This is a genomic window from Micromonospora sp. M71_S20, from assembly GCF_003664255.1.
Lineage (GTDB): Bacteria > Actinomycetota > Actinomycetes > Mycobacteriales > Micromonosporaceae > Micromonospora.
The window spans coordinates 3,051,749-3,064,676 of sequence record NZ_RCCV01000001.1 but is presented as its reverse complement, the minus strand read 5'-3'; the positions used below and the strand labels follow the sequence as shown (position 1 = coordinate 3,064,676).

Below are 12,928 nucleotides of genomic sequence, written 5' to 3'. Positions count from 1 at the left end.
GGGGAGACACCTGATGTCGCACGATGAACTGTCCATACTGCTCCTGGGGCCGATCCGGACCCAGCGCGGGGACACGCACCTGTACCTGGGCACGCCACGGCAACGGGAGGTCCTGGCGGTGCTGGCGCTGCGCAGCGGCATGGTGATGTCCGTCGCGCAGATCGTCGACGCGATCTGGGCCGGCCGCCGGCCCGACTCGGTGGAGAACATGGTGCACACCTACATCGGCCGGCTGCGCCGGGTCCTGGAGCCGCCCGGCCGGCGGCCGGCCCTGGCCCGGGTGCTCCGGTCCACCCGGCCCGGCTACACCCTCGACATCCCGTCGGACGCCGTGGACATCATCCGCTTCGAACAGGACGTCCGGGCGGCCCGCGCCGCCCGGTCCCAGGCCGACCTGTCCCAGTCGCTCTACCTCTTCCAGCGGGGTCTGGCCCACTGGGCCGGCCGGGCCCTGCACGAGGCGACCGGCCCGCTCGCCGAGGCCGAACGCATCCGGCTGACCGAGCTGCGCCAGGACGTCCTGGAGGAGGCGACCGGCGTACGGCTTCTGCTCGGCGACGTCGAGAACGTGGTCGCCGAGCTGCGCTGGATGCTGGCCGAGCACCCGATGCGGGAGCGGCTATGGGAGCTGCTGCTCGTCGCGCTCGGGCAGAGTTCCCGGCGGGCGGAGGCGCTCACCGCCTTCCAGGACGCCCGCAGCACCCTCTCCGACCGGCTCGGGGTGGAACCCGGGCACCGGCTCCAGGACCTGCATCGCCGGCTGCTGCGCAGCGAACCGGTGACGGTGTGGCCGTGGTGGGAGCGCCGGGTCTCCGTCTGAGCGCGGGCGGGGCCCGGGGCGCGCGGGACGCCCGACGGGCCCCTCCCCCGCCCCGGCAGCGGCCGGGCGCCGGCGGGGTTCAGCGCGGCGGGGCGGCCGCGGGGGTCAGGACGAAGAAGGCGCCGGTCGCGCCGTCGGCGCGGTCCGTCGGCAGCCGCGTCGTGACGTCCAGCCCGCAGCCACGGATCACCTCGACGAACTGCTGGGACCGGTCGACGTCGTAGATCTGCACCATGATCCGGCCCCGCGCGGTGAGCATGTCCGGCAGCCGGCGCAGCAGGTGCTCCGCCTCCGCCACCGTGAGGTAGTAGATGACCTCGCGCAGCAGGATGGCGTCGTACCGCTCCAGGCTCCGGTAGGCCCGGATGTCGGCCACCTCGTACGACGCGTCCGGCCGGTCGAGCGACCGGGCCACCTCGATCGCCCGGCGGCTGATGTCCACGCCGTGGTAGTGCCGGTACCGGCCCCGGGTCAGGGCAAGGTTGGCGCTGGTGCCGCAGCCGAGGTCGAGGATCGTCGGGCGCGGCGCCCACGTCTCGATCAGCGACAGCGGCACGGCCCCGTCGCCCGCGCCGTCCAGGTAGCCCCAGAAGCCCAGCGCGTACTGGGTGTCCCAGAGCGCCGCGTTCAGCCTCGTGCTGCGACGCACCAGCGCCCGGACCGGGACTCCGACCAGCCGTGCCATCGTCCGCAGTGGCGCGATCGACATGGTGTCACCGACTCTCTCTCCGAATCAGACTCAGACTCAGGTGACGGGCCGGGTCAGCCGACCGGCGCCGCCCGCTCGACGGGGCCGACGCGGCGCCGGTGCATGTACTGGGCCACCAGCAGCCCGCCGCCGCCGACCGCCACCTCGCTCAGCGCGCAGACCAGCCGGCTGACCAGCACCACCGGCGTCGCCACGGTCACCGGCAGCACGGTGGCCAGCCCGACCATGAGCACCGCCTCACGTACGCCCAGGCCGTCCGGGGCGACCACCACCACCAGGCCGGCGACGGTGGCCGCCGCGAAGCCGGCGACGCAGATCAGGTACGACCGCAGGGGCGGCGCGCCGGCGGCCACCGCGAGCAGCCACAGGTGGTGCCCGGAGACGAGCCAGGACAGCGACTGCGCGGTGATGGCCCGGCGGAGGCCGGCCGGGGACGCGGCGACCTGCGGGGGCGGTCGCCGCAGCAGCCGGGCCGACGCGCCGAGCCCTCGGTTGAGCAGGTCCGGACGGACGAAGAGCACGACCAGGGGGACCGTGGCGAGCAGCAGCCACCCGGCGGCGCCCGACAGCAGCGCCGGCCCGGCCGCGAGCGCGACCGTCGTCCCGGTCATCGCGACCACCGCCCAGCTGAGCAGGAACACCCCGGCCAGCCGGACCGGACCCACCTCGATCTCCTTGCCCATCCGCAGCAGCAGCGGCAGGGCGACGAAGCGGCCCGGGACGAACTTGGCCAGGAACCCGACGAAGAAGATCCGGTACGCCGTCCACCGGTCGACCGCCGCCCCGAGGTCGACGAAGAGCGCCCGCCACGAGGCCAGCCCGAGCAGCAGCCCGGCCGAGTTGATCAGCAGGGCGGCGGTCAGCGCGGCGGTCACCCGGACGGGGTCGAGGCGGGCGGCCAGCGTCGCCACGGGCGTCCAGTCCTGGGCGCGCACGAACAGCACCAGACCGACGGTCAGGGCCACCACGAAGGCCGCGGTGAGGACGTGGTTGGCCAGCCGCCACCAGCGGGCCCTCACCGCTGCGACACCGGGGCCACCCGGCGGGCGCGGCCGGCACGGACCCGCCGCAGCAGCGCGCCGCACACCCCCAGCCCCATCCCGACGAACTCCGTCAGGTGCGTCAGCCACCGCAGCCCCGCGGCGTAGAGCAGGAACCACGGGCCGCGGTGGCGCAGGGCGAACGCCAGCAGCTCCCGGTCGGCCACGACGAAGGCGGCGAGCGGGCCCAGCGCCAGCAGCGCCAGCCGGGGTGACACCAGGGCCAGCGACGCGGTGCCGACGGCCAGCGCGCTGGCCGCCATGCCCACCACCGAGGCGAGGTCGACCCGGTGCGGCGTCCGGCCCGCGTCGTCCGCGCCGGTGACCGGCCGCTCCCAGCGGGCCACGACCACGGCGTCGGCGTACGTCACCGCACGGCGGAACAGCTCCGACAGGTACGGCCACAGCCGGTCCACGTCGTCGTGGCGGCCGACGATCTCGTCGCTGACCCGGATCTCGTAGCGGCTCGGCAGGCGGGTGCCGAACTCCACGTCCTCGGCGTCGCGCAGCCGCTCGTCGAAGCCGCCGACCAGCTCGAAGACGGCCCTGGGCACGGCGGTCAGCGCGAACATGGTGGTCGCCGTCACCCCGGTGGCCCGGCGCCGCCAGAAGTGCTCGAACAGCGTCTTGTACGCCTCGACCGGCCCGTCGTCGTGCAGCGGGCGCAGGTCGTAGATGCCCTGCACCACGCCGCAGTCGGGGTGCGCCTCGAGGGTGCGTACCGCGGCGGCCAGCGCGCCGGGCGCCAGCGCGATGTCGGAGTCGACGAAGAACAACACGTCGCCGGTGGCGCGGGCGGCGCCGGCGTTGCGGGCCGCCGAGACGCCCCGGTTGACCGGGAACGCCACCACCGCGCAGGGGAACGCGGCCGCGATCCGCCGGGACCGGTCCGTGCTCGCGTCGTCGACGACGATCACCTCGGCCGGCGGCGGGCTCTGGGCGTACACCGCCGACAGGCACTCGTGCAGCGTCCGCTCCTTGTTGAAGTTGGGGACGACCACGGAGATCCTCACCGGATCGGGTCCTCGATGGCGTCGGCGCGGGTCACGGTCTCACCGTCCCTCTCCTGCGGTTGGTCGTGCCGGGGCGCGGCGGACGCCGGCCCGGTCGGGTCGGCGCCCGCCCGCGGCCCGCCGGGGCGCCGGGCCAGCACGCCCAGCGCCACGAGCCCGGCCAGCACGTACGCGTTGCTGTGCAGCAGCTCCCAGCCCTGGAAGTGCAGGTCCTCGCCGCGCAGGCCGACGAGGGTCCAGGCCGCGCTGGCCACGCAGAGCGTCCAGAGCAGCGCACCGGCCAGCGCGGCGGCCCGGCCGGCCCGCGGCCGGGCCCGCGCCGCCAGCAGCACCAGCGCCGGTACGCACCAGACCCAGTGGTGGTGCCAGGAGACCGGCGAGACGAGCACGCCCGTCGTCGCGCAGGCGAGCACCCCGCGCAGCTCGTCGCCGGCGCGGGCGCAACGGGCCGCGACGACGATCCCGGCCACCGCCGTCAGCGCCGCCACCGGCAGCCAGACGGCACGCACGTCGGCGACGTCGCCGAGGCGCGCCAGCGCGCCGTGCAGCGACTGGTTCAGGACGGTACGGGGATCGCCGGTGACCCGCGCGGTGTCGAGCAGGCCGCCGCCCCAGAACCGTGCCGAGTCGCTCGGCCGCCAGGCGAACCCGAGCCCGACGGTGGCGGCGAACCCGGCCAGGGCCACCCCCGCCGCGCGCCACCGGCCGGTGCAGAGCAGGTACGCCACGAAGATCAGCGGGGTGAGCTTGATCCCCGCGGCGATGCCGACGCCCAGGCCCCGCCAGCGGTTCGCGGGGCCGGAGGTGAGGTCCAGCAGCACGATGAGCATCAGGAACAGGCCCACCTGGCCGACCTGGAGGTGACCGGCCACCGGGAACATCGGCAGCGCCGCGACGGTGCCCGCCAGCACCGCGCCGGGGCGTACCGGCGGGCCCGCGCCGGCGGCGTGCAGCGCCACGCGCACCACCGCCGACAACGCGACGACCGAGGCCAGCGTCCAGAGCCCGAGGCCGACGGCGGCGTCGACGTACGCCAGCGGTTGCAGCAGCAGCGCGGCGAAGGGCGGGTACGTGAAGCCCAGCGCGATGCCGTCCGCGCCCCGGTGGGCGACGTCGTAGAGCTGCCCGTCGCCGCCGGCGGCGGCCAGCGCGCCCGTCCGGTAGGCCGCGAGGTCGCCCCAGAACCGGCCGGTCGCCCGGTACACGACGACCGCGGCGGCGGCCACCAGCACCGGGAGCAGCAGCAGTGCGGTGGCCGGGAGCGCCGGGCCGGGGTGTCGTCGCGGCCGGGGGCCGGGATCTGGTGCCGACGGAAGGGTCATCACCGATCTCCCCCTTCAGGCGTCGGCGGGAGAACGGTAGCAATCGATCACTGAACGCATCCTGTAACTGGTCTGGATTACCCACCGTCCACAGCGGCCGGACCGACACCGGCCGTCACGCCGGACAGAACTGTCGCGACAAGCCCATACCGCAGTGCGGACCTGGTCCGCACCGAGGGCCGGGCCACCGACGTGACGGCGCTTGCTGGACCTGCCGGCGCCTGCCGGGTTGTTCGACCCGCCGCCTACTCTCAGGCGATGATCGACGCTACGTTGTTTCAGGCCGATGCCTGGCGTCCGTTCGTGACCGCGCTGCGCAACAGCATGCCCCCCGAGGTGGGAGAGGCCGAGTTCCGCGGCACGATGGCGCCGGGCACGTTCGGCGGTTCGATCGCCTACGACGGTGACCACCGCCACCCCGGTCTGGACCTGGAGCGGGGTGAGCGTCCGACGGACATGCTCGGGTCGCTGACCGAGCTGACCGGCGGGCAGGTCCTCGCGGTGCGCGGCGTCACGACACGCTCCGGGGCGGCGACGGTGAGCATCGTCCCCAGCGCGCCGCAGGTTTCGTTCGGGATGGGCAGTGACCTGCTGGAGGACGTGCACCTGGCCGCCGGAGCGCATCCGGAGCCGTACCGCCGCGAGCCGGTCCGCTACGACATGGCCTTCTCCGCCGGCGCCGACGCGGCCACGGTCACCGCGCTGGTCCGACAGCTGCTGCCGGACGCGCGGCCGGCCGACCCGTCGGAGCTGGCCGCAGCGGAGGCGGACCTCGGCGTCGCGCTGCCCGATGACGTCCGGGCGCTCTTCCTCGCCGCGGCCGAGGGCACCCTGGTCCTGCAGCCCGCCGACCGGGAGCGTTTCTACGGCTTGCGGATCGTGCCGCTGGCCGACGCCGCCGCCCGCGCCTATCTGGAACCGCAGGCCCGGTACCTGTCCTGGAGGTACGGCGCGACCGAGGTCGTCGCGCCCGATCCGGACGGCCGGATGCAGCAGTTGGCGGCCTCGCTGGCGTGGTTCGTGGTCGGCGAGGACGGCGGCGGCAACCTGTACGTCGTCGACCTCGCCCCCGGGCCGCAGGGGACGTTCGGCCAGGTGCTGTTCGTGGACCACGAGATGTCGGCTGGCGCCCGCTGGCTGGCGCCCTCGCTGACCGAGCTGCTCACCGAGCGGCCCACCACCCTGGCGAAGCTGGGTCCGGAAGGCGGGCTGCTGGTGCGGGTCGGATCGCACAGCGGCAAGACGCTCGCCGATGTCCAGCCGACGACCGAGGTGCTGTACGTCAGCGCCGGAGCCGCGCCCTGCGACCTGTCCGCGCTGGCCGGCCACCGGCTGCGCACCCTGGTCACCGAATCCGCCGTCGTCGCCAATCTTCCCGCCATCACCGAGCTGCCCGCGCTGGAATACCTGCAGCTCGACGTCGCGGGCTGGCAGCAGCTGCTGCGCGCCGGGCAGGTCCCGTCGAACCTGCTGGCCGCGGGCGTGAGTGGCCGTGCCGGCTGGACGGACACGGTCGACGTGGTCAACGGTCTGCTGGCGGCCTGGAAACAGGAGCCGATCCAGGTGATCGACGTTCCGGTGCAGCTCTGATCGCCGGTCCGGGTCAGGCGAACACGACCATCGCGCTGGCCCCACACGCTGGCTACTGAGGGAGCGCTTCCGCAGGCCGGCGGGCCACTACCATGCGGGCGTGACTCCCGTTGCTCGGGCCCGCAGGCCGTACCCGCTGCTCGTCGCCGCGGCGGTCCTGTTGGCGCTCGGCGCGGCCACGGCCTGGGGGATCGGCGACACGCTGGGGCTGAGCCACGCCCCCGCCGCCGTGCCGCGCGAGGACGCCGTCGCCGCGCCGGCACGGACGCCCGCACCGGTCCCGCCGCTGGCGTCCCTCGTCGTGCCCGACGAGCCGCGCGTCAGGAAGGCCGCAGCCGCCGTGGCCGACGCGGTCGTCTCCCGCGGCCTGCCCCGACCGGTGCTCGCCCCCGCCACGCCGCGCCCGGCCAGGTCCGCGACGGCTGCGCCGGGCGCCGGCGCGGCGCGCGTCGCGGCTCCGGACCTGTCGGCGGTGACCACGCTGCGGGCGCGCGTGCTGGCCACCCTCGGCGGGGTGCCCGAGTCGTACCGGCTCGACGTGCACGGCGCCGAACTGGCCGTCCAGGGTGGCGACGTCGCGGGCGTGGCAGCCGGGATGTACCGGCTGGCCGACCGGATCCGCTCCGGTGCCGAGGCGCTCCCCGCAGCGGACGCGGGTCGGGTGGTCATCCCCCGGCTCGGCCTGCGGCTGACCGACGCGGGCTCGGTGGGGCGCGAGCCCGACCCGGCCGCCTTCGCCGCTGGCGACGACTATGGCCTGAACACCGACGTGGTCGGGTCGGCGGTGCTGCCTGACGCGCCGTGGGTGGACGCCGACGCGGTGGCCCGCATCGACGCGCAGTTCCGGCAGTTCGTCGACCACTCGGTGGCGCAGGGATTCAACGGGATCGTCGTGCCCGGCTTCCTGGAGTACGTCACGTTCGCGAAGGTCGGCGACGGGCGCGCGGTCTACCCGCCCGGCGACCCGCACGTCGACCGCGCGCGGGCGATGGTGGCGGCGTTCGGCCCCGTCTTCCGGTACGCCGAAGACATGGGCGTGCGGGTCTTCCTGCTGACCGACATGCTCGCGGTGTCGCCCCCGCTGGAGGCGTACCTGACGCGGACCGTCGGCGGCCTCGACGTGGCCGACCCTCGGCTGTGGGCGGTCTACCAGGCCGGTCTGGCCGAGCTGTTCGAGAGCATGCCGTTCGTCGACGGCCTGATGGTCCGCGTCGGCGAGGGCGGCGAGGTGTACGCCGGGACAGGCTGGGACTACTCGTCAAGGCTCGCGGTCACCACGGAAACGTCCGTGCGCGCGATGCTGCGGGCGCTGCTGGACACCGCGGGCCCGGCCGGCAAGGAGATCATCTTCCGCACCTGGACGGTGGGCGTCGGCGCCGTCGGCGACCTGCACACCAACCCGGAGTCCTACACGCAGGTGCTCGGCGGGTTCGACGACCCGCACCTGGTCGTGTCCACCAAGTACACCCTGGGCGACTTCTACAGCCACCTGCCGCTGAACACCACCCTGCTGGGCGGCGGACACCGCCGCATCGTCGAGTTCCAGGCCCGGCGCGAGTTCGAGGCGTTCGGCTCGCTGCCCAACGACCTCGGCCCGCTGCACCGCCAGGCGCTGCGCGCGTTCCTCGCCGCCAACCCGAACGTCGAGGGCGTGTGGAACTGGACCCAGGACGGCGGGCCGCTGCGCGCCGGCCCCATGTCGCTGCACCTGCGCGCCGGCTTCTGGCAGCTCTACGACCTCAACACGTACGCCGTCGGTCGCCTGGCCTGGGACCCGCACGCCGACCCGGCGCAGGTCACGGCGGACTGGGCGTACCGCACGTTCTCCGGCGACCCGGCCACCGTCGCCGCGATCGGGCAGGCCATGGCGCTGTCCCGGCAGGCGGTCACCAAGGGCCTCTACATCGGCCCGTACGCCGACCGGTCGGTGCGGGCGCTCGGGCTGGAACCGCCGCCCATGATGTGGATCTTCGAGTGGGACATCCCGACCGGCGACTCCGCCGCGCTGAACAGCATCTACGCGGTGACCGGCGGCCGCGTCGACGAGGCGATCGAGGAGGGCACGCAGGCCGTCGCGCTGGCCCGGCGCATGCGCGACCTGGTCGCCGCGACCGACCCGGAGACCTGGCGCGACGCCGAACTGCGCGGGCGCTTCACCGCGACGCTCGACTACCAGGTCGACCTGTTCGAGACGCTGGGCGCGTACCGGGCCATGGTGCTGCGGCACGCGCAGTGGCTGGACACCGGCTCCCCCGCCGCCCGCCACGACTGGCGGCTGGCCGCCGCGGCGTACCACGACGCACGCGACGCGCACCGGCAGCGCTACGGCACCGACCTGGACCTGCCCGCGTACAACTTCACCGCCGCCGACCTCGGGGCGCGGCGCGCCGACCGGGACCCGGCGATGGCCTGGGCGGCCCGGGCGCTGCTCGGGTCGATCCTGCTCGTGGTGCTGCTCGGCCTGCGCGGGCGCGGGTTCGGCGCGGCCGCCGCGCGCGGGTTGCTGCTCGGCGCGCTCCGGCCGTGGCGGGTCGCCGCGCTGCCGACGCCCGGGGCACGGGCGGACCGGATGTTGGTGTGGCTGGTCCCGGCCGTGGTGCTGGTGGCGAGCCGGCTCGTGCTGACCTGGTTCGCCGCGCCGGCACACCTGCTGGTCACCCTCGGCGGGTGGGCGCTGTTCGCCCTCGTCGTACGCCTCGTCGTCGGCCGGCGGGACCCGTTCCACCTGTGGGCCGTGGTCGGCGGCGTCGCGCTGCTGCGCAGCGTGCTGCTGCTGGCCGCGCTCGCCGGGCGCGGACCGGGCGGGTACTGGTTCGCCTTCTGGACCGCGCCGAGTCTGCGCGCGGCGTATGTCACCGTCGCGTTCGCGGCGTTCTGCTGGCTGTTCGTGGCCGCCGCCGTGGTCCTGCGGGACCGGTACGGCCTGCGCCCCCGAAGCGCCGTCGGGCTGACCATCACCGCCGCGGGCGTGCCCCTCGGCGTGCTGTCCGCCCTGGTCTCGGTGGTGGGCCTGGAACGCGCGCTGACGGTGTGGAACGACCAGCTCGCGCTGCTGCCCTGGGGCCTGTCCCGCATCCTCGGCATCACCGTCCACCTGGGCATCCCCGCCCAACTCCCCGCGTACACCGCCGCCGCCGGAGCCGCCCTCGCCGCCGCCGGCCTGCTCCTGTCGCTCGGCCGGCCGGCGGGGGCTCCCCGCCGGCCGGCCTTCGGCGTCACCGGCCGTAGACCTCGAACTCGTGCAGCGAGAACCCGTACGAGGTGGCCCGCTTGACCCCGTACACCCGCACGTAGCGGGTGGTGACCGGGGCGAAGGTGGCGTTGTCGACGCCGCCGTTGCCGGTGGTGGTGGCGAACACCGGCGTCCAGGAGCTGCCGTCGCCGGAGACCTCGATCCGGTACGACGTGCCGTACGCGGACTCCCAGCGCAGCACCGCCCGGCTGACGGTGCGGGCCGCCCCGAGGTCGACCCGGAGCCACTGGTTGTCGCTGTAGCTGCTGGCCCAGCGGCTACTCAGGCTGCCGTCGACCGCCTTGTCCGGCGTGTGGCTGGTCAGGAACTGGGTGCTCGACGCGGTGGCGGGGCGGCCCTGGGCCAGGTTGGTGACGTCGTCGCCCCGGCGGGCCGGGAACGAGACGACCTGCTGGTAGGTGGGGCGGTTCTGCCAGGCGATCAGCGGGTGGGTGATGCCACCCAGCCCGGAGTGGGCGATCGAGTCGGCGCACCACTGGTCGCCGGCGGAGCAGGACTTGTCGCCCGGGTAGACGGTGGTGGCCGGCACGGCCGCCGCCTGTCCGAGCGCGCCGAGCAGCGCCGTCCGGCACGCGGCCAGGTTGCCGCCGCCGCAGTACGTCCGCCCGAGGCCGCCGGCCACCGGGTCGCCGAGCACGGTGCGCACGTCCTTGTCGACGTAGCCCCACCAGCCGTACTGGAACGACGAGCCCTTGTGCGCTTGACCCTGCGACGCCCAGCTCGCGGCGCCGTCGCGCCCGCCGTTCTGGCCGCCCGACGGCGCCTCGTTGACCTCGATGGCGTCGACCAGCGCGGCGTAGAGGTCCGGCCCGAGGCCGGGGCGGAACTGCGCCGAGGCGAGCAGCGGCCACCACGCGTCGAAGATCCGGATGGCGTCGGCGTGCTGGTAGACCTTGGAGCCGGGCGTGGTCTCCACCCGCCGGGCGCCGGCCTGCTGCCAGGCCCGCAGCTTGCCGATCGCGTCGGCCAGCGCCGGGTCGGTGACCGGCGCGCTGTCGAGCACCCGCAGCAGGTCGCCGAGGACCTGCTGGCCGCGCAGGTCGGTCACCGCCGCGTCCGCCATGATCTTCACGACGTCGGCGCGGCCGAGCTTGCGCTGGGCGATCGCCGCGCGCACCGGACCGTCGAGCAGCTGACCCCGGTGTACGGAGCCGAAGCTGAAGTTGCCGTCCGCCGCCCCGAAGTCCCGCGCCTGCTTGTTGTTCCAGCTCACGTAGTAGTCCTGGTTGACCGACTGCGGGTGGGCCGAGAGCGGGGCGTAGCTGGCGTCGTTAGTGTCCGGGTTCCAGCCGACCCACTCGTACGCCGGTTCGGCCTTCGCCGGCAGGTTCGGGTCGAGGGTGGCCGGGCGGACCGGGTTCGAGCCGGAGTTGAAGTACGCCGCCTCGGTGGAGTTGACGTAGAACCAGTTGAACGCGTACCCGACGCTCGCGGCGGACGCCTGGAACGCCGCCGCGCTGCCCATCGCCGACGGATCGTTGAAGGCCTGGAAGCCGATCGCCGAGTCGGCCTCGTGCCGGTAGGTGGAGCGCAGCTTGGTGAACGCGGTCGGTTGGCCGTTCACCAGCCCCCGGTAGGCGACCAGCCCATACCTGGTGCGTAGCGCGCGCAGCGTGTAGGACCCGGCCGGGGTGGAGTCGGCCAGCGTCGGCGACCAGGAGTTGCGCTGCTCCAGCGTCTCCATGGCGAGGCACTGGCCGTGGTAGAGGTAGCGGTTGCTGCGCAGCGTCGGCGCGCTGCCGTCGGTGGTGCACAGCGGCACCGCGTAGGTGTCGGTGAGGTCCTGCGAGGCGGAGGTGGCGCTCCACGCGTAGTCCTGGCCGCGGCCGAGCAGCACGTAGAGGTTCAGCCCGGCGAACGCGGCGCCGCGCGCGCTGATGCCCGGCCCCTGCAACTCCTGGAGCATCAGCAGTTGCGGGGCGAAGTAGCCGGTCTGCGGGCCGAACACGGCGACCGGGTTGCCGGTGGTGGTGTGCCGGCCGGAGACCACGACCGCGTTGGACATGCCGTGCGCGCGCAGGTTGGCCAGGCCGCCGACCAGCTCCTGGGTGGCGGTGCTGGCGCCGGTGCGCGCGGCGGCCCCGCCGGTCTGGTCGTAGGCGAGCGGCTCGGCGACCACCGTGCCGGCGTCGGGGAGCACCGCGCTGGTCGCGCCGGGCGGCGTCGCGCCGTACGGGAAGCTCTGCCCGTCGTGCAGGGTGAGCACGGTCTCCGGGTCGTTCTGCGACCGGAACGCCGCCCACACCCGGTCGCCCTCGGTTGCGCCGTACTTGGCCCGGGCGGCCACCCGGACCAGCGCGGACTGGATCTCGCTGCCGCCACCCCCGCCGAAGAGGCCACCGATCACGCCGGCGGTGGCGATCAGGTCGGTCATGGTGAAGTGCTTCGGTTTGCCGGCGCCGGCGAGCACGTACTCGCCGGGGTAGTTGTCGTCGGCGATCGACTTGTCGATGTAGGCGTTGATGCCGGCGATGTAGTCGACCACGTCGGTGTAGAGCTGCTGGCCCCGGGCGCCCTTGGTGCGCAGCGCGTCCACCTGGGCCTGGAGGTCCGCCTCGGTGTAGGGCGAGTTGGCCCAGACGCTCTGCTCCAGCTCCCGGTTGCCGGGGGCGCCGCCGGCGAACGAGGTGACCTTGCCGCGGCCGACGTGCCGCAGCAGGTCCATCACCCAGAGCCGGTCCTGGGCCCCGGCGTAGCCGGCGCCGAACATGGTGCCGGCGCGGGTGGTGCCGGTGACGTGCGGGACGCCGGTGGCCTTGTCCCGCACGATGGTGACGTCGGCGCGCGGCGATATGGTGCTCTCGACCTGCGCGGCGGGGACGCCGAAGGAGGCGTCGTTGTAGAAGTGGGCGATCTGCTCGTCGGTCAGCCCGGCGTAGTTGTAGACCAGGTTCGCGTACTCGTCGAGCTGGTCGCTGGAGTGCGCAGGGCGGGTGCCGAGCGCCTGGTGGGCCAGGATGGCGGCCAGCGTGGCGTTGCCGTTCTGCCCCGGGGGCAGGATGTCGGCGCACTGGCCGAGGCAGTAGTCGTTGGCGGCGAACGTGCCGGCGGCCAGCGCCGGTGCCGGCGGGGTGACGGTCAGGACGCTCGCGGTCAGGACGGCGGCGGTGAGCGCCGCGAGCCGGGCGCGGAGTGGGGAACGGGGCATGAGAATTCCTCCGGGGACGCGGAGTCGGCCTTT

The 12,928-nt window shown here is 74.6% G+C and carries 8 protein-coding genes; 3 read left to right on the top strand and 5 right to left on the bottom strand.

Going from position 1 to position 12,928, the window contains the following annotated elements; all coding sequences use genetic code 11:
- The first annotated feature begins 13 nt into the window (after nt 1-13).
- Entirely contained in the window at nt 14-820 is an 807-nt protein-coding gene (locus tag DER29_RS13865) for a BTAD domain-containing putative transcriptional regulator (RefSeq protein WP_121397708.1), read from the top strand.
- 79 nt (nt 821-899) lie between these two features.
- Here DER29_RS13865 and DER29_RS13860 read toward each other — a convergent pair whose 3' ends face one another.
- From DER29_RS13860 to DER29_RS13850, 4 genes are read right to left on the bottom strand one after another with little or no spacing between them, the layout of a single operon-like run.
- Nucleotides 900-1,529: a trans-aconitate 2-methyltransferase gene (locus DER29_RS13860; protein ID WP_121397707.1), complete on the bottom strand. Its 630-nt coding sequence runs from the start codon at nt 1,527-1,529 to the stop codon at nt 900-902.
- A 53-nt stretch (nt 1,530-1,582) separates the two neighbouring features.
- The gene (locus DER29_RS35320) at nt 1,583-2,548 is read right to left on the bottom strand and encodes a lysylphosphatidylglycerol synthase domain-containing protein (protein ID WP_233599781.1); all 966 of its coding nucleotides are present in this window, start codon (nt 2,546-2,548) and stop codon (nt 1,583-1,585) included.
- Nucleotides 2,545-3,582 carry a glycosyltransferase gene (locus tag DER29_RS35315; RefSeq protein WP_233599779.1) on the bottom strand — a complete coding sequence of 346 codons (1,038 nt, stop codon included), beginning with the start codon at nt 3,580-3,582 and terminating at the stop codon, nt 2,545-2,547. The genes DER29_RS35320 and DER29_RS35315 overlap by 4 nt, the downstream gene beginning before the upstream one ends.
- Entirely contained in the window at nt 3,579-4,904 is a 1,326-nt protein-coding gene (locus DER29_RS13850) for a glycosyltransferase 87 family protein (protein ID WP_121397706.1), read from the bottom strand. The genes DER29_RS35315 and DER29_RS13850 overlap by 4 nt, the downstream gene beginning before the upstream one ends.
- Before the next feature lie 258 nt (nt 4,905-5,162).
- Between DER29_RS13850 and DER29_RS13845 the strand changes: the two genes are divergently transcribed.
- Both DER29_RS13845 and DER29_RS13840 read left to right on the top strand, forming a co-directional pair.
- Entirely contained in the window at nt 5,163-6,494 is a 1,332-nt protein-coding gene (locus DER29_RS13845; RefSeq protein ID WP_121397705.1) for an SMI1/KNR4 family protein, read from the top strand.
- A gap of 100 nt (nt 6,495-6,594) precedes the next feature.
- Nucleotides 6,595-9,768 (top strand): hypothetical protein, encoded by a 3,174-nt coding sequence (locus tag DER29_RS13840; RefSeq protein ID WP_233599777.1) that lies wholly within the window; start codon nt 6,595-6,597, stop codon nt 9,766-9,768.
- Here the strand turns inward: DER29_RS13840 and DER29_RS13835 are convergent.
- Nucleotides 9,710-12,895, bottom strand: a complete 3,186-nt coding sequence (locus tag DER29_RS13835) for a penicillin acylase family protein (protein WP_121397704.1) — start codon at nt 12,893-12,895, stop codon at nt 9,710-9,712. The genes DER29_RS13840 and DER29_RS13835 overlap by 59 nt on opposite strands.
- Between the last annotated feature and the right edge of the window lie 33 nt (nt 12,896-12,928).

Bases quoted from the DNA above. Each gene is read 5' to 3' on its own strand.
- DER29_RS13845 (WP_121397705.1), top strand. From the start codon at position 5,163: ATGATCGACGCTACGTTGTTTCAGGCCGATGCCTGGCGTCCGTTCGTG.
- DER29_RS13850 (WP_121397706.1), bottom strand. From the start codon at position 4,904: ATGACCCTTCCGTCGGCACCAGATCCCGGCCCCCGGCCGCGACGACAC.
- DER29_RS13860 (WP_121397707.1), bottom strand. From the start codon at position 1,529: ATGTCGATCGCGCCACTGCGGACGATGGCACGGCTGGTCGGAGTCCCG.
- DER29_RS13865 (WP_121397708.1), top strand. From the start codon at position 14: ATGTCGCACGATGAACTGTCCATACTGCTCCTGGGGCCGATCCGGACC.
- DER29_RS13835 (WP_121397704.1), bottom strand. From the start codon at position 12,895: ATGCCCCGTTCCCCACTCCGCGCCCGGCTCGCGGCGCTCACCGCCGCC.